The 22,444-nt window shown below is 45.1% G+C and carries 21 protein-coding genes; 6 read left to right on the top strand and 15 right to left on the bottom strand.

What is annotated here, in order from left to right; genetic code table 11:
- The first annotated feature begins 36 nt into the window (after positions 1-36).
- The 3 genes from AAAA78_RS05535 (at position 37) to AAAA78_RS05525 (ending at position 3,174) form a co-directional block, all read left to right on the top strand.
- Entirely contained in the window at positions 37-1,482 is a 1,446-nt protein-coding gene (locus AAAA78_RS05535; protein ID WP_340590794.1) for a hypothetical protein, read from the top strand.
- A 56-nt stretch (positions 1,483-1,538) separates the two neighbouring features.
- Positions 1,539-2,729: a cysteine desulfurase family protein gene (locus tag AAAA78_RS05530; protein WP_340590793.1), complete on the top strand. Its 1,191-nt coding sequence runs from the start codon at positions 1,539-1,541 to the stop codon at positions 2,727-2,729.
- A gap of 118 nt (positions 2,730-2,847) precedes the next feature.
- Positions 2,848-3,174 (top strand): HesB/IscA family protein, encoded by a 327-nt coding sequence (locus AAAA78_RS05525; RefSeq protein ID WP_295905565.1) that lies wholly within the window; start codon positions 2,848-2,850, stop codon positions 3,172-3,174.
- 84 nt (positions 3,175-3,258) lie between these two features.
- Here the strand turns inward: AAAA78_RS05525 and AAAA78_RS05520 are convergent, their stop codons facing one another.
- From AAAA78_RS05520 to AAAA78_RS05475, 10 genes are all read right to left on the bottom strand, one after another.
- Positions 3,259-4,068 carry an alpha/beta fold hydrolase gene (locus AAAA78_RS05520; protein ID WP_340590792.1) on the bottom strand — a complete coding sequence of 270 codons (810 nt, stop codon included), beginning with the start codon at positions 4,066-4,068 and terminating at the stop codon, positions 3,259-3,261.
- Positions 4,069-4,118: 50 nt separating this feature from the next.
- Complete coding sequence (locus tag AAAA78_RS05515; protein WP_340590791.1) at positions 4,119-4,655, bottom strand: 2Fe-2S iron-sulfur cluster-binding protein; 537 nt, start codon at positions 4,653-4,655, stop codon at positions 4,119-4,121.
- The gene (gene tyrS, locus AAAA78_RS05510) at positions 4,655-5,860 is read right to left on the bottom strand and encodes a tyrosine--tRNA ligase (protein ID WP_340590790.1); all 1,206 of its coding nucleotides are present in this window, start codon (positions 5,858-5,860) and stop codon (positions 4,655-4,657) included. The genes AAAA78_RS05515 and tyrS overlap by 1 nt, the downstream gene beginning before the upstream one ends.
- Positions 5,857-7,422: a ribonuclease Y gene (gene rny, locus AAAA78_RS05505; RefSeq protein ID WP_295905444.1), complete on the bottom strand. Its 1,566-nt coding sequence runs from the start codon at positions 7,420-7,422 to the stop codon at positions 5,857-5,859. Before rny ends, tyrS begins: the two co-directional genes overlap by 4 nt.
- Positions 7,423-7,427: 5 nt before the next feature.
- Positions 7,428-7,991 (bottom strand): 5-formyltetrahydrofolate cyclo-ligase, encoded by a 564-nt coding sequence (locus tag AAAA78_RS05500; RefSeq protein WP_340590789.1) that lies wholly within the window; start codon positions 7,989-7,991, stop codon positions 7,428-7,430.
- Positions 7,992-8,017: 26 nt separating this feature from the next.
- Positions 8,018-8,326, bottom strand: coding sequence for a cell division protein ZapA (locus AAAA78_RS05495; protein ID WP_295905448.1), 309 nt, complete (start codon positions 8,324-8,326; stop codon positions 8,018-8,020).
- A gap of 102 nt (positions 8,327-8,428) precedes the next feature.
- The gene (locus AAAA78_RS05490; RefSeq protein WP_340590788.1) at positions 8,429-9,019 is read right to left on the bottom strand and encodes a hypothetical protein; all 591 of its coding nucleotides are present in this window, start codon (positions 9,017-9,019) and stop codon (positions 8,429-8,431) included.
- Positions 9,020-9,032: 13 nt separating this feature from the next.
- Complete coding sequence (locus tag AAAA78_RS05485) at positions 9,033-10,004, bottom strand: hypothetical protein (protein ID WP_340590787.1); 972 nt, start codon at positions 10,002-10,004, stop codon at positions 9,033-9,035.
- An 11-nt stretch (positions 10,005-10,015) separates the two neighbouring features.
- Complete coding sequence (locus AAAA78_RS05480; protein ID WP_340590786.1) at positions 10,016-11,704, bottom strand: L,D-transpeptidase family protein; 1,689 nt, start codon at positions 11,702-11,704, stop codon at positions 10,016-10,018.
- 200 nt (positions 11,705-11,904) lie between these two features.
- Positions 11,905-13,530 (bottom strand): hypothetical protein, encoded by a 1,626-nt coding sequence (locus AAAA78_RS05475; protein ID WP_340590785.1) that lies wholly within the window; start codon positions 13,528-13,530, stop codon positions 11,905-11,907.
- A 163-nt stretch (positions 13,531-13,693) separates the two neighbouring features.
- Here AAAA78_RS05475 and AAAA78_RS05470 point away from each other — a divergent pair, with 163 nt between their 5' ends.
- Positions 13,694-15,253, top strand: coding sequence for a hypothetical protein (locus AAAA78_RS05470; RefSeq protein WP_340590784.1), 1,560 nt, complete (start codon positions 13,694-13,696; stop codon positions 15,251-15,253).
- 7 nt (positions 15,254-15,260) lie between these two features.
- Positions 15,261-15,932 carry an oxidoreductase gene (locus AAAA78_RS05465; RefSeq protein ID WP_340590783.1) on the top strand — a complete coding sequence of 224 codons (672 nt, stop codon included), beginning with the start codon at positions 15,261-15,263 and terminating at the stop codon, positions 15,930-15,932.
- Between the two features lie 16 nt (positions 15,933-15,948).
- Here the strand turns inward: AAAA78_RS05465 and ftsY are convergent, their stop codons facing one another.
- The 4 genes from ftsY to AAAA78_RS05445 all read right to left on the bottom strand — a co-directional run bounded on the left by ftsY (position 15,949) and on the right by AAAA78_RS05445 (position 19,719).
- Positions 15,949-17,160, bottom strand: coding sequence for a signal recognition particle-docking protein FtsY (ftsY, locus tag AAAA78_RS05460; protein WP_340590782.1), 1,212 nt, complete (start codon positions 17,158-17,160; stop codon positions 15,949-15,951).
- Positions 17,161-17,269: 109 nt separating this feature from the next.
- Positions 17,270-17,725 (bottom strand): chemotaxis protein CheW, encoded by a 456-nt coding sequence (locus AAAA78_RS05455; protein WP_340590781.1) that lies wholly within the window; start codon positions 17,723-17,725, stop codon positions 17,270-17,272.
- Positions 17,726-17,735: 10 nt separating this feature from the next.
- A complete protein-coding gene (locus AAAA78_RS05450) occupies positions 17,736-19,337 on the bottom strand; it encodes a HAMP domain-containing methyl-accepting chemotaxis protein (protein WP_340590780.1) in 1,602 nt (533 codons plus the stop codon).
- A 157-nt stretch (positions 19,338-19,494) separates the two neighbouring features.
- Entirely contained in the window at positions 19,495-19,719 is a 225-nt protein-coding gene (locus tag AAAA78_RS05445; RefSeq protein ID WP_340590779.1) for a helix-turn-helix domain-containing protein, read from the bottom strand.
- A gap of 211 nt (positions 19,720-19,930) precedes the next feature.
- On the opposite strand from AAAA78_RS05445, the gene AAAA78_RS05440 reads away from it, so the two are divergent.
- A complete protein-coding gene (locus AAAA78_RS05440) occupies positions 19,931-20,239 on the top strand; it encodes a KH domain-containing protein (RefSeq protein WP_340590778.1) in 309 nt (102 codons plus the stop codon).
- A 14-nt stretch (positions 20,240-20,253) separates the two neighbouring features.
- Here AAAA78_RS05440 and AAAA78_RS05435 read toward each other — a convergent pair whose 3' ends face one another.
- Positions 20,254-22,443: an FHA domain-containing protein gene (locus AAAA78_RS05435; RefSeq protein ID WP_340590777.1), complete on the bottom strand. Its 2,190-nt coding sequence runs from the start codon at positions 22,441-22,443 to the stop codon at positions 20,254-20,256.
- Position 22,444: the final 1 nt, after the last annotated feature.

The following is a 22,444-nucleotide window of genomic DNA, read 5'->3' as shown; positions in this document are numbered from 1 at the left end:
GCTTATTACGGTTAACAAACCGTTAAAGATGTACCTATGAATCAAGAGACTATTAAAAAATCGCTGCTTATTATTAAGTCTCAACCCGGCGGCCTCGGAGCTGTTGAGGGGTTTCTGAGAAATCGGGAATGGAAAGTTAAAGCCACGACAAATCTCAAAGAGGCTTTGATTTTTTTGGTTCAAGAACAGCCGCAGTTTGTGATGGTGAGCATTGATCATCCCAACCGCAAAGTGCGCAATCTTCCGAAAATTTTAACCCAAGCCTTTCCCGTTTGCGTGATTGCTTTTGCCGAAGAAAATTCGGCGGCTTCTTACAATTTGCTCAGCACCTGCGCGACGGAATATTTGCTGTATCCCCCTGTCACGGGTCCGGCTGTTGAAAGAACGGTGAATAAATACTACAAGGATTTGCAGACCAAGGGAGTTTCTCCACAGCAAATGCGTACGGGTCTTTCTTCTGAAGAAGCCAGTGTTATTGCGATTAAAGGCGAAGGCGGATTTTCCGCACAAAATGCGCAAAGTGTGTTGGCGCAAATGTTTAGTGACGATGCTCAAGGACTCGGAATGATTCCCGGAACAAGCACGAACAATTCAGGTCCTGTTGGACACGGCATCGGTGCTGGCACTTTGCATTCGCGGATGTTTGATACAGATGCGACAACGCCGCTCTCATCAACTCCGCAAAAACCCCAAGGAAATCTTCCTGGTTGGGCGCCTCTGCCGGAAACAAATACGCACAAAAAGAATCGCCTGACTCCAGAACAAGTTGAAAATGATCCTCAAGCGACAAAAAAAGATTCGATTATTTTGCGCGGAACCAAAGAGGCTCTAGAAAACTCTTGCCTCAAGACGACGTCTGAAACCGCGCAAGGAATTGAAGCCTCCACTAATGTTTCCTGCATCGTCATTGAATCCAGTCGTTTCTCAGGCTACCTCGTGACCGCCATGGGAAAAGACAAATCTTTGGATGCCGAGTTCATTGGAAAAATCCGCGAACGTCTGTTTCGTTTTTTAAGAAATAACGGCGAGGACATTCGCGATGGTGACTCGATGGATTTGGAAATTCGCGAAGTGCCTTTTGAAGACTGGGCGTTGCAATACGCAGAGTTTTTAAGAAAATCCATTCACAACGGCAACGAAGTCGCGATGGCTTTTTTTCCCCGCGCCGACATCAAGTCAAATTGCGGAGACTCCGCCGCCGAAGAAATGGCGTCGATCCATGTCGACGAACTCACAGGTGACGTGGCCGTGGAATTTAATGTTTATATACATCTCCCCAGGAACAATAAGTACGTTCTGTATACTCCTCGGGGAGGTGTTTTTTATCATACTCAAAAAGAGCGCCTGCAAAGCCAGGGAATTTCTCAGCTTCACATTTTAAAGGGCGACATCAAGGACCTCGATAAGTACCGCGCCCAGAACTTCCTCAATGAAAAAATCCAGGAATATGAGGAAAAGGAACGCGCCAAAGTAACAGCTTAATGCAGCAGGCATTTTTGCTGTTGACGCGAAGGCTTTGTCGGGATTAGCTCCTAGCCATGGACTTAAACTCTGAGCGCCCGATGGACACTAAAGTGCAACAAGACAAAGGCATCTATCTCGACTACAACGCCACGACTCCCGTGGATCCAAAAGTTTTTCAAGCGATGGAACCTTATTTCAAAGAATTCTTTGGAAATCCTGCCAGTGCCGGACATCATTGGGGTTGGCTTGCTGAAAATGCCGTGACCAAAGCGCGCGCTCAAGTCGCTTCTTTGATTGGCGCAAAATCCACTGAAATCATTTTCACTGGTGGCGCTACGGAATCCAACAATTGGGTTATCTTCGGTTTGATTTCAAAACTGCGCGAAGAAAATCCCCACGAGCCTATTCACTTTATCACAAGCACTGTTGAACACAGTTCCATCATGAAAGCGATGGCCGCGGCTCAAAAAATGGGTGTCGAAGTCGATTTCCTTCCTGTGAATTCATTTGGCCAAGTAGAAATTGAAACGATTCGTAAAGCAATCAAGCCTCACACAAAACTCATGAGTTTTATTTGGGTGAATAACGAAATCGGCACGATCAATCCGATCCCTGAGATCGCGCGCCTGGCAAAAGAACATAGAATTTATTTGCACACGGATGCGACTCAAGCTGCGGGAAAAATTCCGGTAGATGCCACAGAGATGGGAATTGATCTGATGTCTTTTTCAGCTCACAAAATTTACGGACCGAAAGGTGTCGGCGCTCTTTTCATTCGCTCTAAAGATCCCAAAGTTCAACTCAATCCACTCATCTATGGTGGCGGCCAAGAACGCGGGCTTCGCTCTGGAACTTTAAATGTTCCTGCGATCGTGGGCTTTGGTGTGGCGGCTGAAATTTGCGAACAAAATCTTCCAGAGGAATTTGCGAAGCTTACAAACCTTCGTGAATTTTTATGGACGAAATTGCAAGATGCTATTCCTGGAGTTCGTTTGAATGGTCATCCTACGGAGCGCGCTCCAAACAATCTCAACATCACTCTTCCTGGTTTTAAAACTGAACAGATTTTACCTCGCTTACAAAAAATCGGTGTGAGCACGGGCTCAGCCTGTGGCACTGGCGCTATGGTGATCAGTCACGTTTTGACGGGGCTTGGAATCAGTGTGGATGAGGTGCAGTGTTCTTTAAGAATCAGCGTCGGCCGCTGGACAACGGAAGAAGAACTTCTGCGTGCGGTGGAAATCCTGAAGAATTCTCTACGCTAGAATAATCCAGTATTTCCAGATACTTAAAGATCAACCCTGGGCCGAGTTTTCGGCCTCCTCAAGGCTTGACAGCTATGTTATACTGCCTAGGTATTTATCTCTGACAAGGAGCCCGCAAATGATTCAAATTTCACCTGAAGCAGCTCAAAAACTAGCCGCTTTGAAAAAAGAAGAAGGAAAAGAAGAATCTGCTTTTCTGCGCGTTGAGGTGAAAAAAGGCGGATGCTCGGGCCTTTCTTATAAAATGAATTTCGATACCGCTCAAAGAGACGGCGATAAACTTTTTGAATCCAACGGACAAAAAGTCGCCGTTGATCCGCAAAGCATGCTCTACATTTTAGGAATGACTTTGGAATATTCCGGCGGATTAAACGGCAAAGGTTTTGTCTTTAATAATCCAAACGCATCTAAACATTGCGGCTGCGGCTCTAGTTTTAATGTGTAATCCGCGGTAGCGGGCACGCAAGCTGAAGCAGCTCCGGCGGAAGCCGGCAGAGCGGAGGGCCGCATGGCCCGGGAGCTGAAGCAGCTAAGCCGCCTTTGAACCTTTTAAAAACTCCGACATCAAATCAGCAATCGCATCAGGGCAAGTTTTAATCGCCAGGTGCCCGGCTCCTTCAATCGGAATCAAATCTTCACAACCAATGTGCTTTGCGAATTTCGTGTAGGCTTCGTGGTTAAAGAGCAAATCTTCTTTATCAAAAATCAAACGGCATTCACCACGATACGTGTAGAGCTTCTGATTCCAAACACGCCAATCTTCAGAACGTAAAATCCAAGAGAAGTGATGAATCATGTGAGCGACAAACAAAAGCTTTCGGCCTTTGAGATGTTCAACGGCTGTGGCCCCTTCACTTCTTTCATCGCGGAAAATTTGCGCAGCTCTTTTAAGAAAAGCCTTTCCCATTGGCGTGGCCAGCATCACGTAGACGCTTTTTAGATTTAAGGGAATTGAGAAAAAGAATTTCAGTTCTTTAGGTAAAAAGAAACGCACCGGATCTGTGACCATTGGATTGATCAAAACAGTTTTCTTAACCAGATCTGGATGTTGAGTCGCGAGTCCCCAAGAAAGAGCGCCGCCATAACTGAGTCCCGCCACGCTGACTTTTTCACCAGGAAATGTTTCACGAATAAATTTCGCCAGCACTTCAATTTGTACAGAGAAAAACAATTTATCCGTGCTCATATAAAGATGCGTGAGATTAGGAATGACCACGCGGTACTGAGAAGAGAGACGATCTGCAATCGCCTCCCAATGATGGACGCTGCCTCCATAACCATGGAGTAAAATAAGCAGCGGTCCCTGACCTCGTTCCCGGTAAGTAATCTTGTGTGACATTCACATTACTTATCGGTAAAGGCATCTTAACATTGCACTAGACTAAGGACCTACTTCTTATCTTTTTTCGATGCTTCGGATCTTGAACCTTGTTGATGAGATTTTTGATGCTGATGTTGATGCTGGCGATGTCCCTCGTTAGCTTCAGCTTTCGGGTTTTGTTGTCCCCCACTTGGTCGATTATCGCCACCACTGCCTTCAATTTTTTCAGCTAAAAGCATTGTGTCGTTCACAGCCTTCGACTCAACTTGTTTGTTCGTACGGAAACCACGAATCTTCTTCGTTTGGTTTTCTGCGCGCTCCACTTGTTCCGTCAAATCAACTGTCACGTTGCCAAAGCAGCGCACTTGGCAGCTAAGCCTTCTACCATCGATAAAATAATTCGTACCGATAAGGCTCAACTCCGCTTTCGTCGGCGGAAGAATATTTGATTCGCCTTCCGCAATACGCACACGGCATTCTGCACAGGAAGGAACTCCTTTGCAGATCGAGCGGATTTCCAAATGATTTTCCGTCGCAATTTGCAGGAGACTCTTATCCGGAGTCGCCTCGACTTCAAGATTTTGCGGAAGAAATTTAATTTTCATTACTTAACCTTTATCTTAACGAACTTCTTCTTTCCCGCTTTTACAACGAAGCTCTGACCTGATTTTAAATCCATTTTGAGTTTTGGATCAGAGATTTTTTCGCTGTCAATTTGCACGCCGCCACCCTGGATAAGTCTGGAACCTTCGCCGTTCGAAGCGACAAGCCCCGCCTTCACCATCAAAGCAGGCAAGCCCACTTGAGCTTCGGCTTCGACTTCAAATTCAGGTACATCGTCAGGAAGACCTTTTTCTACGAAGATACGATTAAACTCATCTTCCGCCGCCTGAGCTGCTGTTTCAGAGTGGAAACGTTTGATTAAGAACTTCGCCAAATTCACTTTTACTTCACGAGGATGTTTGCGTTTTTCGGCCACATCCGTTTTAAGCTGCGACAACTGATTCGCTGTGATGTCCGTCAAAAGTTCGTACCAACGGTACATCAAATCATCAGAGATACGCATCGTCTTACCGAACATATCTTTCGGAGTATCAACAACGGAAATATAATTGTCCAAAGACTTGGACATTTTATTAACACCATCAATGCCTTCAAGAATTGGCATCGTTAAAACACATTGCGCTTCTTGCCCGTAAGCGGACTGCATGGCGCGCCCTACAAGCAAGTTGAATTTTTGATCCGTACCGCCCAACTCGACATCGGCCTTTAAAGCCACAGAGTCATAACCTTGAGTCAACGGATACAAGAATTCATGAATACCAATCGGAGTGCCTGACTTATAGCGCTTCGTGAAATCATCACGCTCTAGCATTTGCGCCACTGTGTACTGCGCTGACATGCGGATAAAATCCACCGGAGTCATTTTGCCAATCCAAGAGGAGTTGTAAACGATTTCGGTTTTTTCGGGATCTAAGATTTTAAAAATCTGTTTTGCGTAAGTACGACCGTTTTCTTCGATCTCTTCACGAGTGAGCATCGGACGAGTTGTGTTTTTTCCTGAAGGGTCGCCGATCATCGCTGTGAAGTCGCCAATCAAGAAATAAACTTTATGTCCCAGTTCTTGAAACGTTCTAAGCTTATTGATCACGACTGTGTGACCAATATGAATATCAGGACGCGTAGGATCTGCTCCCAGCTTGATATTCAATGGCTGACCTTTTTTTAGTTTCTTCAGCATGTCCTCGTCGTTGATAAACTCAGCGACACCGAACTTGATTCTTTCTAACTGCTCTTCAGGACGCATCATCGTGCATGCTCCACGCTGCGTGTTTCACGAACCACAGTGACCTTCACTTGGCCTGCTTGTGGCATCTCTCTTTCGATCTTACGAGCGATATCACGAGATAGCATCACAGCTTGGTCGTCTGTCACTTTACTGCTTTCTACAAGCACGCGCACGTCTTTACCGGCTTGCAGAGCCAATGTTTTAAGAACGCCGTCAAAGCTGTTACCGATGCTTTCAAGATCTTCCAAACGGTGGATGAAAGAATCCATTTGTGGACGACGAGCGCCTGGACGAGAGCTAGAAAGGATGAACGCCGCATGCACGATCCAAGCAAGGATCGAATGTGGTTTTTCTTCTTCATCATGGGCACGGATCGCGTGGCAGACGTCTTCAGACTCGTTGTATTTTTTCGCCGCTTCAGCGCCGACAAAGGCATAGCTGCCTTCGGCTGTGTGATCAATCGCTTTACCGATATTGTGCAAAAGACCCGCGCGACGAGCGAGCTTCACATTCACACCCATTTCACCAGCAAGAAGTCCTGCGATTTGTGCAACTTCCAAAGCTTGGTTCAAAGCGTTTTGACCTTGGTAAGAACGGTATTTCAAACCGCCGATAATTTTAACCAACTCAGGGTGCATGTTTGGAATACCCAATTCCATCACATGACGTTCACCCTCTTCTTTGATGGACTTCATCAATTCATTACGTTGTTTCTCAACAACTTCTTCGATACGCGCTGGATGCACGCGACCGTCTTCCATCAATTTTTCAATTGTACGACGAGCCAGCTCACGGCGAACAGGATCAAATCCTGAAATCACCACGGCTTCCGGAGTGTCATCGACAATCAAGTCGACACCGCAAAGAGCTTCCAGTGTACGAATATTACGACCTTCACGGCCGATGATTTTCCCTTTCATTTCATCGTTCGGAAGGGCCAAAACACTCACCGTGCGCTCAGATGTGTATTCAGAAGCGAAGCGAGAAAGTGCTGTTGCCAAAATGCGTTTTGCTTTTTTATCGGCTTCTTTGTTTGCTTCTTCTTCAATTTGCGCGATCTTTTTTGCGGCCTCTTGTTTTGCTTCGTCTTCCAGAGCGTTCAAAAGTTGACGACGAGCTTCTTCTTGCGACATTGCTGCCACAGATTCTAATTTTTGTTTGAGCTCACCAATATGAGCTTCGCCTTTTTTCTCTAGATCTTTGATACGATTTTCAGAGATCGCGATTTTTTCTTCACGGTCTTTCAAAGAATTCAGATAACGATCGTTTTCTTCCATCTTGTGCTTGAATTGATCGTCGATCTCTTTCAAACGACGCTCGAGTTGAGATTCTTTGTTTTTGACTGTGGACTTTTGCTTGTGAATATCCGCTTCCACGTTTTTACGGGCGCGGGCTTCAAAATCTTTGGCTTTCGTTTCCGAATCTTTTTTGATTTTCGCAGCTTCTGATTTTGCCTTGTTTACGATTCTTTCAGCTTCGATACGTGCTGATTTCTTTTTGTTCTCGTCTTGAAGACGCTTGATGATGAATACAACTGCTCCGCCCAACAACACACCGATAATTGCGGTGATAACTAACTCCATGATCCTTACTCCTGATACTTCCTGCAATCGACCAAGCCTGATTCGGTGACTAGATAATCCATCACGACATCGTGGGCTTCGGTAGGCAGTGGGTCCTTGGTAACTTGAAAATCAAAACCGATCCCCACTTTAATCCCCTGGTAGTTCATCAAGGTTTTGTCATAAAACCCTTTGCCCTTCCCCAGGCGATTGCCATTCTTATTAAACACTAAACCTGGAATCAGCAGACCTTGGATGTCCTTGAGATCTCGCGCGACAGAGTCAGGGGCTGGTTCCTGAACTCCGTAAAGACCTAGCACAAAATGTTGTGCTTCAAAGAATTCCAAATGGCCTTCCCGCATTCGCGGAAACACCCAATTCAAGTGAGAGATCTGAAAGACCTCTTCGACTTGAGCTTCCTCTGGCAAAGCCCGATAGGCTCCCCAGCGGCCCGATTGCGATTTTAAAAACTCTCGCAATTGAGCATTGAGCTGCTGTTGATTTTGAACAAGACCTTGCGCGAACTCTTGAGCGCAAAGAGATTTAAAGAAGGAACGACATTCCTTTTTAGAGCTCCAAGAAACAGACAATGGATCCCCAAGAAATCAAAACAAAGTTAGTTGTTCAAAACCTTGTTGCTCTTGGAATTTTCTAGATCAAGTGAAAGCTGCATCGCTTTTTCTTCGAGCTTCTCTAGCTCGCGATGGGCCTTGCGTTTTAAAAGGATCAACTCTTCCGCCAAATTCATCGCTGTCAAAACTGCAGCGTTTTGGAAAGAACCGTTTTTAGTAAGGGACATGGCTTGATTCATTTTGCTATTAACAAAATCGACGAGCTCTTGCACAGTGGCATCGTCATGAGAGGTTTTTAGTTTGTAAGGGACACCCGCAATTAGAAAATCGTAGGTTTTTTTATCAGATGTCACTAGCACCTCAGTTGCAGATCGCCTAAACCTTTTAAAACTCTAGAAAAAATCCTAGAACAACACTGCTAAAAGTATATCTCTAAAAGGTCGATATTCAACAGATTATTTTTTGGAACACGTGCATATAATGCCGAGATCACTCTTATTTTCGCAGAGAATCGAACGCTTATTGGGCTTATCGGCCAGTTCAATCTCTTCGATGTCTTTAAAGTTCCGGCGGTAGGTCGAGACCACGTCATTGAGCTTCGTGTCATTATAGGAGTATTCGTCCGATTTGATCGTCGAATTCAAAAGAAAGTTATTGATGATATCTTGCTTGGGATTGATGCGCTGATTCTCAGTGAGCTTGATGTCGGTCACAACACCTTTGGCATCCACCTGCTGCAAAATCAACTCCGTTTCCATTTTCTTTTCGCCGCGAAATTTTGTGCGCAAGATCAAATTCATGCCTTGCTTTTCAGCATCCAAATAGTGGATCTTTCTTTGACGCAGTTGCGATTGGGACGTCACGAATTTTTCGTCGATAATATCTTTAAGACGATTGAGATCTACTTTGAAAGAGAGCTTTTCATCCTGAAGTTCAGGGAAACAGCGCATGAGATTTTCATAGGAAACAGAAACAGGCTTAACACCTTGAGCCCACACAAAGTGAGGCCCAAGTCCTATAATTAAACTAACAACAATCTTTCGCATTGAACCTTTCCCATTACATGGGTTCGCAACTCTCCGCATTGGAGCGGTCGCAACCTTCTTGCTGGTCGCTCGTGCAGTACGCGCGGGACTCTGTTTTCCATGTACGTGCAGATGAGCAGTCCTCTCCATCTAGGTTAATGAAGGACTTCACCGCGTTCAATGAAAATCCAAAGGTCGATGCATTCTGGGACACGTTCCCTACTTTGACAGAGACGGACGGCATGTTTTTTCCGTCAGCTTGCACTTTATAAGCACCAGGGAACACAGCCACAAAGTCCTGTTCTGTCATAGGAGCTGACACTAAATAACGAGGATGTTTTGAAGGAATCACGTCGCCCGGGAAAGTGACCCACATTTCTTGAAATGTTCCATCGTTAGAAAAGTTATAAAGCTCACGAAGTCCCATCGGATCTTTGGCCGTATTCCAAGCGTTGCACACAGAGCGAGCGCCGCTGGAAACTTCACCGTAAGCATCAATGCGAGGGCACACTTCATAAGTGAAACGTTGAACGTAGTCGCGCTCCCAAAGACCCGCGATATAAAGATCGCCGAAGTTATCTTTATCCAAACGGAAAAGATGACGGTTCATCGCAAACATCGTCATATAGATTTTCTTTTGTTCAATCAAAGAAGAGAAATCACGATAAACGCGGATCTTTTGGCCGCGCACTTGCGAAGGAACACTGATTCTTTCCAAATTCAGAGTCGTTGTATAACCGCCGTTCACCTTCACCATTTCCGGATAAACAGAGTTTTCAAAACCCACGATGTAAGTTCCGGCCGGCACAGAAGCCGGAGCATTCAAATCAAAAAATACGGGAGCATCACAAGTTCCACGTTGGCCGACCACGCAGCGAACCGCTTTCACTTTTTGGAAAAGCTGCTGACTGCCCGCTTGTCCGTTCACCTGCAAGGCGCCCAGAGATTGAGCTTGAGCTAAACCTGCAAACAACAATGTCGATACTGCCATCCACCATTTTTTCATAGCTCAACTCCTTAAAACAACTCGCTAGAGTTTTTCTTGTTCTGCAAGGCTTTGCTCACGCGAGTGTCTTGCCCATACACGTCGTCGACGAATCGGAACGCTCCATCTTCTGTTTTTTCAACAGTGAGATAGAGGAAGTAAACCGGCATGGCCTTTTTCAAAAATACTTTTTTATCAATTTCGCCAGGAATGTTGTTGTCATAAAGAGGAACGTAAGACTTGATATCTTCCAGTCCCCAACCTGCTTGATCTCTTAAAAGATATGCGGCAAGTTCCAACGGTTGTTCCAAGCGGACACAGCCAGAGCTGCGGTGACGTTTGCTTTCGCCGAAAAGTTGTTTTTCATTTGTGTCGTGCATGTAAATCGCCCACGGATTTTGAAGCGGGAACTTCACTACGCCCAACGCATTATCAGGTCCCGGCAATTGACGGATGTAATAAGTGAAATTTCTTGCCGTCATACTGCGCCAGTCAATTGATGATGAATCGACAACTTGATCTGTTCCTTCGTCGATCAAAAGCATGTTGTGCTTTTCAAGATAGCGCGGATCTTGTTTTAACATTGGCAATTTATCTTTGATCGCGATACTGCGAGGCACTGTCCAATAAGGATTCAAGTTCACGAAAGTGATCGAGTCTCTCATCGAAGGAGTTCTGCGGAAGGGTTGGCCGTTCACTGTTTTAAAGTGGAATACTTTGCCACCTTCATCATAAAGACGGAATTCTGTTGTCGCTAAGTTCACAAAGATATGACGTTGCTCAACGTTGGCTGGCAACCAACGAAGTTTTTCCATCGTCACTTCCACTTGCGCGATTCTTTGGTTCACGGTGAAATTCAACGCACGCAAAACCTCGGAACGAGTTCCGATAATTCCGTCCGCTGTTAAGCCGTTCATGGATTGATATTGTCTTAAAACTTGATCGAATTCGTTATCGAATGTGTTTCCACCATTATAAGAGATACGATAACCCAATTGGTTGAAGCGTTCTCTGATTTGATTGATCACAGGGTCTTTCACTCCGAGCTTCAAAATAAAACCTGGAGAATTGATCGTGGCCCAGCCACCTTTGGCTTTCATGTCTTTAAGCTGCGCAAGAACGCCCATCAACTCGCGATAACGAGGATGAGTCGGCGCAAAACCTTCCAAAGAAGAAGCCAAAGATTCGGGACCATAAGAGACCGCCGCATTTAACTGTGTAAATTCAGCGAAATCTTTTTTCTTAAACTTAATATCAGTATCAATTTGCTCAGGATCAAAACGGCCCGCAGAAAGATGCGAAACGTAACGAATGAGCGCTTCAGAAACTAAGAGTTCAAAAGTAATCCACTGTACTCCGGGGTTTTTAAGAGTGGCTTGATAGCCTTTTTCAATTTGCTCATCCCAGTAGTCAGCACTGTTAAGTCCGTGTTTATCTGCTTCAGCGAAAATAGATTTAAGGCGTGCAGCCATCGCATTCGGAGTTCCGTTGGCGTCAACCCAAATAGCTTCGTAGTTTCTTAAAGAATAAAGCTTGGCAAGGCGATCCGTGCGCAGAAGGAAACTTCCCCAACGTGGATTGATGATAGGATTGGTTCTCGCTCTCGTCACCTGATCTTGAATGATCTGAGGTTTGCTTTGAGCCAAAGAAAATTGGGGAGCTAATACAATTAAACTCATACCCACGATAAACGACTTTTGTACTAAACTCTTCATCTTCATAACACCCTCTTCCAACGGTGTTACTATCAAGTAAAGTGCCAGCCCTATTGGACCTGCCTTGGCTTTCGTGAAAAATTTCTTATACAAGCGCCGAAAATTGTCGTCTTGATTTGGCTCACATATTTTTCAAAAACAAAGGCCGTCTCAAAATGAGACAGCCTTTTCAGAGGTTTCAGGAAAAGGTAACTGGTACCTTTTTTTTACTTCTGTGAATTCAAATAGCGAATGATATCCACATCCGGCGGTTGTGCGATTCCAGCGCCCGGTTTAGGACCTGTGAGTTCATCCAAAGAGAAATCCATGCGGGCGTCATAGCGGCGTTCCCATTGATTACGCAACCATCTTTCACGACTGTACCACTCACGCTTATTCGCATCGTCCATACAAGAAGCGAGCTCCTGTGGAGATTTCGCTCCCCAGCGAAGTTCGACACAGTGATAAGGGTCAAAGCTTAAGTCAAACAAACGCTGACGAGCATCTTCTGAATTCAGAGTGACAGCACCTCCACTGGAGTTCGTGTAAGTGAACTGACAACCACGAGTTTCGCGATCGTAAACCGCGAGCATATCTGCAGCGAGATTTGCTCCACTGTACACAATGCTCGGATCTCCCGTGCGGTGACGTTGAATCAAAATGCGAGCTTGAGAAAGCAAATCCATGTAGGACACTTTCAAACGCGCATCCCGTGCCGGCGACGCATAGGCTTCCCATTCTCCGTCAGTTCCGTAAATATTTTGCGGCAAACGTTCCGGATGGGGTTTTTTATCAATGCCGGCTTTGTTGCCTAGGCTCACTGCGACCACGCGGTCTTTTAAGCTTGTGCAGATATCGGCTAAGTTTTGTTGCATGTCGCGAAGAGGATCGATTTTCAAATCACCACTGGCCATCATGATACGAAGATATTCGTAGTATGGGAAAGCGGCTCCACGATAGATGAATTGACCTTTTTGCCAATCACCACTTGGATCAGGGCGATTTCCATAGAACTGTTCAAGACTGTAGTTAGGAAGTGCAGAGTTGCGAGCACCGACGATTCTGCCGCCGATGTATTCACCAGCTACGTTTCGATTTGCCCCCACCAAAGCCAACGGACGGAAATTTTTAAAACCCGCACCTTGCTGAGGGAAACTACGTGTGAATTTAGGAGTGTACATTCCTGACGTTAAAGTATTGTCAGGATGTGAATCGATATAAAAAATACGTCCGTCATCTGTGACTTTGTAGATGATAGCGACGTGACCGTTAGGATCATAGATCACAGTGCCTGGACGAATGCCCTCACGAGATAGTTTTACAGGATAAAAATCCGTGAAGTATCCCGTGTCTTCTTCTCCGATTAAACGGAACGAAGCGGACCACACCATATCGACCACTGTTTTATTGAGAATTTCAATGGCGTTGGGACTGCTGAATCGGGTCGGAATAACACTGTAGCGACCTGTAACGTAGTTTCCGTATTTTGTGTAGCGCACATCAGGATTGTCTCCGGATTGGCGTGGACTTACATCGCTCTGTACAGAGAGCGGAAGTCCATTTTTCCACGCAAAGTAAGCTCGTAAGAAATACGGAAGATCCGCACAGTCGGCAAACAAGCGCAGACTGGAAGGATCTGTTCCTGCGTAGGGATTCGCCGTGCTTTTTAAGCACGTGTCGACTTGAAGACATTCTCTGCGTTCCACCGCTGCACCGATTTTTGAGATAAACTCACCAAATTTATTTTCATCTTGATCGGTCCATTGTGGTTTTGTGATCCGCCAGCGCGTGCTTCCCTGCGCATATGACAGACACGGGAGAAATATCAGTAGAGCCGCCAATAATTTCTTCATGAAACCTCCTTGTTGCCCCTTTTGGGCGTCATTGAATAAGAATTTGACGGGAAAATTGGCCAAATAAAAAAATACCGTACCAAAGACCTCTGTCACGCTTCTTGCTAAGGGGATTTGAGTCAATGACAAAGGTTTAATAAGACGACTGTCTGGAGGACGTACTATGACAAAGCTTAAAACACGTCGACTGTGTTCTGCACTATTAGGTCTGCTGATTGCCAGCTCACCTCTTGTGGGTCTTGCACAAGAACTTACTGCCGATGCCACAAGCTCTGTGAGTGTTAATGCAGCCGCAGTGGCTCTTAACAAATCCCAGCTTAAAGTAGGACAACGTTATTTCATTTCAGCTGACAGCTTGAATGTTCGTAGCAGCAACTCCACAACGGCAAATAATATTGTCGGCAAACTGTCCATGAATGATGAAGTGGAAATTTATGATCTATTAAATGAAGCCACTCCCCTTGTGCAAATCAAGATCATCAAGTCGTCTTCTTTAAAAGCAGATGCTGCGGCTGAACTTTTTGTTTCAAAAGATTATCTTTCTGAAAAAGAACTTGTGACGGCAGCTTCTAAATACTTCGTGATTCAAAACGTGGCGACGGAAAAAACTCGCGTTTATGAACGTTGCACGGAGACTCCGGGTTGCCCTCACAAACTTGTGATGGAAACAGAAATGGTTGTCGGTCGTCCCGAAGAAGGTACGAAAGAAGATCCAAATGCGTTTAAGACCTGGCTAGGCCATGCGAGAATTTCTGAATGGGTGAAGTTCTATCAAGACGGTCAAGGCCACTATCCGCATTGGTATAAAGCTGGACAAGATTTAAAATCAATCCCAGGTCCTATCACTGACGGCATTTCTAAAATCGCTTCTTCACGTAAATGGATGGTTGAAGACGCTCACGGTAAAACAACAATCTATGGTGCTTTCGGTTGGTTTGCAGCAAAAGTGACTCCGGCAGACGAAATCAATGGTATGAACTACCAATGGATGCACGGAACGATTGGTTGGGGTAAAGATGGCGCGGCTTCTATTGAACTGACTCGCGGTTTCTTAATGAATCTTTTCTCAAATCCAGGTTCTTCAGGTTGCACACGCTTGGAAAACAAAGCGGTTGCGTACTTGCGCAGTTTGTTGCCAGTAGGCACAGACATCTACCGTGTTTACGCTCGTGAATCGACTCGCGAAAAAGAAGTGACGACAGGTATCTTCAAAAAGAAAACAACTCCACTTCCTCGCTATGCGGATAAGTTTGAAAAACCAGGACATTGGGATTTCATCCTTTTGACAAATGGCGCGCAACAAAGTGGTGGTTTGACAGCGGACGCAAAAACAATCATCGACAAAGCCATTCCTGTAATCGCGGGTCAAAACCTGATCGAGCAAGGAACGTATGACATCGACCAATATCCAAATGCGGTTCAATTGAATTATGGCAACCAAGCATCTTCTGGAAAATCAGGCGACCGTTACAGAATCGATTCTGGAAAACAAGCGGACGCCATGAAAACAAACTTCCGCGGTTACTTCTTGGTGGACGAAGGTCGTTTTGTTGATTACGCTCATCCAGATGCACGTCTTACAAAAGGTGTGATCAAGGTCAGCGGTCTTGCGGATTTCAGAGACTCTGTTCCTGAGTTCTTGAAAACTTCTGGTGCGCACAACCCACCAGAGATCAAGTACCAAGCTGAAAATGACAACAACAATACCAGAAACGGCAACTAATAATTAAATGATCTATCCAACTGATGTATGTATGGTAGGTGCGACGGGGCTCGTGGGACACGAGCTCCTTCTCATTTTAGCGCATCTTGAACAAGTCACAAAAGTCAAAGCGATCAGTCGCTCCCCGATGGGAAAAATTCCTCCGCACACGGAAAACATCATTCTGAATTTCGACAAACTCAAAGACCATCCTGACGCTTTAAAGGCGCAGATTTTTATTTGTTGTTTAGGAACGACGATTAAAAAAGCCGGCAGTCAGGAAGCTTTTCGTAAAGTCGACTACAAGTATGTTTTGGAGTTTGCAAAACTTGCTGAACAAGTCAAAGCGCAAAAGTTTATCGTGATTTCAGCCATGGGTGCTGATGCGAATTCGAGTGTTTTCTATAATCGCGTCAAAGGCGAAATGGAAAAATCGCTGCGGGAATTAAAAATTCCGCAAATTGAAATCTTTAGACCCTCCTTGATATTGGGAGAGCGCAAAGAACAGCGCTCTGGCGAAGGTGTTGCTCAAAAACTGAGTTCTTATATCAATCCCCTTCTTGTGGGACCGTTAAGAAAATACCGCGCGATCAAAGCAACTGATATTGCGAAAGCGATGGCGATTGCCGCCTTGAATTTCCAACCGGGATTTCATATTTACCAATCCGATCAGATTCAGCATATCGCCGACCAAAAGTGATGATCCGTTAGACTCTCTATTGAAAAAGAGAGTCTACAAACTCTTGAGACGAGAACGTGCGAAGATCTTGGATTCTTTCGCCGACACCGATAAGCTTGATAGGGATTTGCAACTCTTGGGCAAGTCCCACCGCCACGCCACCTTTCGCGGTGCCATCCATTTTTGTTAGAATCGCCCCTGTTAAAGCCAAAGCGTTGTGGAATTCTTTTGCTTGCATCAAAGCGTTTTGTCCTGAGTTCGCATCAAGCACGATCAAAGTTTCATGAGGAGCCTCAGGAATGACTTTCGTCATCACGCGCTTCATTTTTTTAATTTCTTCCATCAAGTTCGCTTGGGTGTGCAGGCGTCCCGCCGTATCGACGATCACAACATCATAACCTTGCGCTTTGCCTTTGGCGACAGCATCAAATGCCACGGCACTTGGATCTGTTACACCTTCCGGAGAAAAAATTTCGACTTGAGCGCGATCCGTCCAAACTTTGAGTTGTCCTCCCGCCGCCGCACGGAAAGTGTCGCCTGCAGCCACCAAAACTTTTTTACCTTGGCCGGCCAATTGTGCAGAGATTTTTCCGATGGACGTAGTTTTACCCGCACCATTCACCCCTACAATCATCAAAACTGTCGGACCTTCTGCTGCGAACTGGATTTTAGATAGGATACCCTGATCCGGAGCTGCGGAGTGAGAGCCAGCAAAAATATTTTTAATTTCTTCTTTTAGAGCCGTGCGAACCGTGTCGTAATCAGCGCGCTCTTTCTTGGACAATTTATCTTCAAGAGCCGCCATCAAACGTTGCACCGTCATTGGCCCCAAGTCGCTGGTATATAAAATCTCTTCGATTTCTTCGAGATGTTTATTGTTTGTATCACCTTTAAACAAATTGCGAATGCGACCAAAAAGATTTTCTTCGGTTTTCTTAAGGGCTTCTTTGAGATCAACCGCTGTTTCTTCAACAACGTGGCGAGCTTCTTTGGCAAGATCTGGAATCTCGATGTCAGAGACCATCTCGCCTGTGGAGTCAGTGTGCGCTAAAGCTTCCTCTACTTCTGTCTTTTCTTTTTCCGCCGTTGTCGGCATTTCGCGTTTCGCTTGATACTCTAAAGTCTTTTTATCTTCGCGACGTGCATTTCTCCACACACCGATGAAAATCACAGCGAAAATAATCGTAAGAAGAAGGCCCGCTACGGCGAATAGAATTTCAATTTGTTGCTCATGCCCCGGCGACATCATAAGTCCTCCAACGAACCGCGTCACATTATCTGCGTAAGTCACCTCTATCTATCTTATTTTCCGTTTAGAAACCAGATGAAAAATGATCTTACGCAACAACGAGATGCGGTTACGCGGCTTCGGCGGCGATTGCTTCGCCGCCAAAGATCAACTCTGAGCCCAGGCATTTTTCGATATCAACAAGCAAGACCATTCCGTTTTCGAGCTTGCCGACGCCGATGATATAATTCTCGTCGCCTTGTTGGACCGGAGTTTCATCAACGTCTTTTTTATCAAGATTAATCACAGAACTGACGGAGTCTACGATCACACCGACCTGCCCCGCTTTTGTTTCAACAACAATCGTGCAAGTCTCTTTTGTGACGTCTGCCTCTGCCAACTTCATACGCAGGCGCAATGTCACCACCGGAATGACTTTTCCGCGCAAGTTCATCACTCCCGCCACGTAGGCAGGAGCTTCGGGAACTTTGGTGATTTCACTGATGCGATTGATTTCTCGAATGGCACTGATTTGAACACCGTAGTTCTGTTTATCGACCGTGAAAGTTAAATATTGGTCAATCATATTATCCTCTTTAGAAACCAGAAACGTTTCCGACTTTGCGCTCGCTGGCATCTTCAAGAGGCAGAATTTCTTCGGCTTCTTTTCTATGTTTCACTAAAGTAGGTTTCGCCGTATTCTTTACAGTAGCCATTGGAGCTGCTTTTCTTTTGGGACGAACTGCATCTTGTGCCACTTCTGCACCATTGCCCTGAACAAGACCGCGAAGATCCATTACCAACTCCGCAAGTAAGACAGCTTGTGCTGACATTTCTTCAGAGGACGCCGCCACTTCTTCAGAAGACGCCGCATTTCCTTGTGTCGCTTGATCCAATTGGTTCATCGCTTTTGAAATCTGCTCAAGTCCACTGGCCTGCTCTTGGCTGGCTACGGAAATTTCACTGTTCAAATCCGCCACTTTTTTGACAGATGTCACGATGTCTTTAAGAACCGCGCCGCTTTGACTTGCAACGCGCGCTCCGTTTTCACTTTTTGAAACGTTATCTTGAATCAAAGACGTGATGTCTTTCGCTGCCGCCGCACTTCTTTGTGCCAAGTTTCTGACAGCTTCAGCAACAACGGCGAAACCCTTCCCTTGTTCGCCGGCACGGGCTGCTTCCACCGCCGCGTTCAAAGCCAGAAGATTTGTTTGGAAGGCGATATCATCAATAACTGTGATAATCTCTTCGATCTTTTTTGAACCGCTGGCGATATCTTCCATGGCACCAATAAGCTTTGTGATTTCACTTTCACCTTGCTCTGCAGAGTCTTTTGATTTTTGCGACAACGCATTAGCTTCTTTGGCGTGATCGGCATTGAGTTTAACCATGCTTGAAAGCTCTTCCAAGGACGCCACAGTTTCCTCAAGAGAAGCCGCCGCTTCAGAAGAACCCGAAGAAAGCTGTTGGCTCGCAGCGGACAACTGAGTTCCGGAGGCTGAAGTTTGATCAGCAGAGTTTGAAATCTCACCACTGATACGGCTTAACGTGTTTGCCAATGAGTTTGCGAACAGGAAGCCCGTCACACACGCGAGCAAGAAACCAATAACAATTGTGAAAGTCACAAAAATTTCGCCTTGATGAGTTGTGCTTTCAGCCGAAGCTCTTGCTGCTTTCACTTTTTCATCATGGAAAGCAAGAAGAGCATCCAGACCATCAACATGGTCTCGACGGATTTGACGAACTTCTTCATCCAAAAGCTTTTGTCCATGAGCTTCTTGGTCCGGTCTTCCCGCAAGCTTTAAAACTTCTTGAGCAGAAGCCACGTATTTTTTCCATGAATCATCGGCCTTTTTGAAAAGCGCTTCTTCACCTGGAAAGAATTCGACTTCCAAGTATTTTTTTGTGAAGTCTTCATAGATCTTAAGCGATTCGTTAAACTCTTTTGTGTAATAAGCAATCTCATTGGGATCTTTCGCCATAAAAGCCCGAAGCATTGTGCGGTTCACCTCCTGCGCGCGATAGCGAAGACGACCAATGTTTTGAATATTCGGTAAATTCTGCGCCGTGATACTTGAATAAATAGATGAAACGGTTTTGTTGGACCACCACCCGATACCGCCTACAACCAGTAGTAACATCGAAATCCCAACAAACGCCGACAACATCTTAGCCTTCAGACTGAGCTTTGAAAACATCCCTAAATCCCCTGTATTTTTTTGTTTTTATTTGGAAGACGGTGGAAATAACCGTAGTGGTGTACTTATACCGTAAACACGAAAATGTTATCGGCAGGGATTTGAAAATCTTAATAGGTGAGGAATAATATTATTCGAATTTTTTCGAAAAAGAAAACTATTTGAGAAACTCGGAGATCTCTACACGAAAGGCGATAGATAATTTATGAAGAGTGTAAAGGCTGGGGGAATGGCTTCCCGCCTCGAGTCTTTGATAATTTCGCAAATCAAAGCCGTAGTCTTCCATATTTCGCTGAGACAAACCCTTGGATTTGCGGATTTTTTTAATATTCTCCGCGATTCGTTTCATCAGCTTGTCATATTTTGTTTCGATTGATGCCACCTAAATAAGTTTATATGTACGGTATAATTCTACCAGTGGTGTTCTTTTACCGTAAATAAGTCGGGGACATTTTGTTAGAAAACACGGATGCGTAGTGAGTAAACAAGAAAACAAAACTAGACTTTGTTTTTTCCAGATTCTCCCGAATCAACAGGCACAAAAAAAGTAAAACTCAAATTTGCTGACAATTAGGATAAAGGATAAATCAAAAATGAATTCAACACACGTGCTTAAAGTAGATGGATTAAGAAAAGCATTCCGTGATGAAGTGAAAGAGATCATACAGAACGTGCTGACAACAATGCTCAATCATTCAGAAAAAGTGACTGTGACTTATGAAGTGGGGACAAAGACCACCGTTTTCAAAGTGGATTGTCATCCCGAAGATTACGGGCAGCTCTTAGGGAAACAAGGACGAAACATTGAAGGCATTCGCCGCATTACAGTTGCTATGATGGCTAAGTATGGTTGCCGCGCCATTGTGGAAGTACCTTATATTAAGAAAAATCTGGAATCGTGATTGCTTTACAAATTTTAGTGCTGCGCCATTCTTCTGCGCTGCACTTCTTCTCTATAGAAATTACGTTCGAATCGGCGGAACGACTCTACACGAACTTCGGAACCTAAAATATCCTTCATTCGGGCGAGCGTTTCTGTTTCAAGGCCGCGCATTTTTTCAATGCCTTCTTTAATAAAATCAGGATGAATCTTTCCTTTTTTTTCGGTCAGCTCTTTCACCAGAGCTGTCGCAGTAGAAAGTACTTGGATCGATTTGTCCTCATCCACTCTCCAGGTCTTCAACAGATATTGGGATGCGGACTTATAAAGTTTCTGCTGGAACTGTTGATCCGTGTAGATATCCGGGAAGTTTCTCGTGTAAATGACCGCATCCGTATAGCTGTCTTTAAGCTCTTCGGCTTGAGCGGGATTAAAACGGCGTTTCTCGAGTTCTTCTTGTCGCTTCTTGGCTTCGTTCTGCACTAGAGTTTGCATCGGAGCCTGATCGCCGGACACTTTCTCAACAACCACTTGGCTGACGAAATATGCCAGTGCTCCCATAGCAAGGCCCATGGAAGCCCAACGCAGTTTTTCGCTCTTGCGCTTTTTCATGAAGTCGACAGGTTTTGCAGATGTCACTGAAGACTGCGACAATGAGGCAACCCGGCCCTCGACAGCTTCCTTAATATGTTCCTCGACGGACGCGGAAATATTGCGCCATTGAGTTGGCTCCATCAAAAGCACGATCTCTTTTTCAACGGCGGCGTGGATTTCCTTAATTAGGTTTTCTTTTTTACGAATGACGTCATCTAAAAGATCCCGCTCCATTTTTTGTAAACGCTTGGACATTTCCAGACGCATTTCTTCCAAACGCTCTTCTTCGGTTTTTACCATGGCGGATTTTTCTTTTTCTAACTTTTCATTCAGAAAAATCTTCTGGGCTTCGTATTCTTTAAAGAGATGCGTTTTTTTGGCCTCAATGTCGCGAACATCCATGCTGAGAGCGGCTTGTTTTTCTTGTAAAGAACGAACTGCGTCCTCAAGGGTTTTATTTTGCTGAGTTAAAGTTTGCAACTGACCACGGTGCTCTTTGACACGGGTTTCTTCTTCAGTAAGGCGTTCTTTAATACGGGTATCTTCTTTTTCATAGAGCGCTTTTAAACGAGTGGCCTCATCCTCTAAAAGAGTCTTGATTCGTGTTTCTTCGTACTGAATTTTTAACTGCAACTCTAACTCAATGGCCTTTGTTTCTTCCAATGAATTGATTGAAGTCGCCAACATCTCGCGAGTTGTTGCAAGTTCACCGCTCACTTTTTCAAGAGCTTCTTTTTCGGATTTTAATTTTTCTTGAGTTTCTTGGGTTTGTAACTGTGCAAATTCCAGGATGCGCGAGGCCTCTTCACGAGCTCCACGCAACATTCCATCGGTTTCATTTTGTGCGGCTTGACGACCCTGTTCCAAAGCTTCCGTTTTCATCTTTTCTGCCGCTAAGGTCGCCTCAGAAATAATATCTTCGGTGTCGCGTTTGGCTTTTTCTTTCAGGCCTTGAACATACATGTCGACTTCTTCACGCAGTTCTTGGGCCATGTTGCGCGCATCTTGCAAAAGATTGCGGCCTTGTTGTTGGTAATCCGCTAAAATCGCATCGGCCTCTTTATGAGCTTCCGTCATGCGAGTTTGATAAAAATATTCAGCTTGCGCCTGAGCTTCGCGGGCTTTTTGATAAATCGCCTGCACGCGTTTTTCGGCTTGGGTCTCCCCCTCTAAAATAATTTGCGCGGCTTTTCTTTTTGCGTCATGCAAAGCTTTTTCGGCCTGAAAAGGCGCATTGCTTGGCGGAGGCATTGCCACCGTGTCTTCTAAAACGGGCTCCTCAGCAGATGCCGCTTCCGGTTCCGGAACGGGCTCTGCGACTTCTTCTGTTTTAAGATCAATCACAATAATGTATTCGGAGCGGCCCAATTGAATTTTATCAGTGGAAACAACGTTGACCGGAGTTCCCTGTACGATTTTGGTGCCGTTAACAAAGGTGCCGTTGGAAGAATTTTTATCTTCAATCCAAATTTGGTTCCAACGGCGGCTTACAACAAGGTGAACGCGGCTGACATGGTTGTCATTTAACGAAATGTCACAGTCGATAGATCGGCCGACGGTGAATGAATCTTTATTCACCTCACGGCTGAGCACCTGATCCTTCCTGTGGATAGTGACTGTGAACGTATTCAAA

The organism is Bdellovibrio sp. BCCA, from assembly GCF_037996825.1.
Taxonomy (GTDB): Bacteria; Bdellovibrionota; Bdellovibrionia; order Bdellovibrionales; family Bdellovibrionaceae; genus Bdellovibrio.
This window is presented reverse-complemented; position numbering and strand designations above follow the sequence as displayed.

Excerpts from the sequence above, each read along its gene's own strand:
- AAAA78_RS05535 (WP_340590794.1), top strand. The coding sequence starts at position 37 with ATGAATCAAGAGACTATTAAAAAATCGCTGCTTATTATTAAGTCTCAA.
- AAAA78_RS05530 (WP_340590793.1), top strand. The coding sequence starts at position 1,539 with ATGGACTTAAACTCTGAGCGCCCGATGGACACTAAAGTGCAACAAGAC.
- AAAA78_RS05525 (WP_295905565.1), top strand. The coding sequence starts at position 2,848 with ATGATTCAAATTTCACCTGAAGCAGCTCAAAAACTAGCCGCTTTGAAA.
- AAAA78_RS05520 (WP_340590792.1), bottom strand. The coding sequence starts at position 4,068 with ATGTCACACAAGATTACTTACCGGGAACGAGGTCAGGGACCGCTGCTT.
- AAAA78_RS05515 (WP_340590791.1), bottom strand. The coding sequence starts at position 4,655 with ATGAAAATTAAATTTCTTCCGCAAAATCTTGAAGTCGAGGCGACTCCG.
- tyrS (WP_340590790.1), bottom strand. The coding sequence starts at position 5,860 with ATGATGCGTCCTGAAGAGCAGTTAGAAAGAATCAAGTTCGGTGTCGCT.
- rny (WP_295905444.1), bottom strand. The coding sequence starts at position 7,422 with ATGGAGTTAGTTATCACCGCAATTATCGGTGTGTTGTTGGGCGGAGCA.
- AAAA78_RS05490 (WP_340590788.1), bottom strand. The coding sequence starts at position 9,019 with ATGCGAAAGATTGTTGTTAGTTTAATTATAGGACTTGGGCCTCACTTT.
- AAAA78_RS05485 (WP_340590787.1), bottom strand. The coding sequence starts at position 10,004 with ATGAAAAAATGGTGGATGGCAGTATCGACATTGTTGTTTGCAGGTTTA.
- AAAA78_RS05480 (WP_340590786.1), bottom strand. The coding sequence starts at position 11,704 with ATGAAGATGAAGAGTTTAGTACAAAAGTCGTTTATCGTGGGTATGAGT.
- AAAA78_RS05475 (WP_340590785.1), bottom strand. The coding sequence starts at position 13,530 with ATGAAGAAATTATTGGCGGCTCTACTGATATTTCTCCCGTGTCTGTCA.
- AAAA78_RS05470 (WP_340590784.1), top strand. The coding sequence starts at position 13,694 with ATGACAAAGCTTAAAACACGTCGACTGTGTTCTGCACTATTAGGTCTG.
- AAAA78_RS05465 (WP_340590783.1), top strand. The coding sequence starts at position 15,261 with ATGATCTATCCAACTGATGTATGTATGGTAGGTGCGACGGGGCTCGTG.
- ftsY (WP_340590782.1), bottom strand. The coding sequence starts at position 17,160 with ATGATGTCGCCGGGGCATGAGCAACAAATTGAAATTCTATTCGCCGTA.
- AAAA78_RS05455 (WP_340590781.1), bottom strand. The coding sequence starts at position 17,725 with ATGATTGACCAATATTTAACTTTCACGGTCGATAAACAGAACTACGGT.
- AAAA78_RS05450 (WP_340590780.1), bottom strand. The coding sequence starts at position 19,337 with ATGTTTTCAAAGCTCAGTCTGAAGGCTAAGATGTTGTCGGCGTTTGTT.
- AAAA78_RS05440 (WP_340590778.1), top strand. The coding sequence starts at position 19,931 with ATGAATTCAACACACGTGCTTAAAGTAGATGGATTAAGAAAAGCATTC.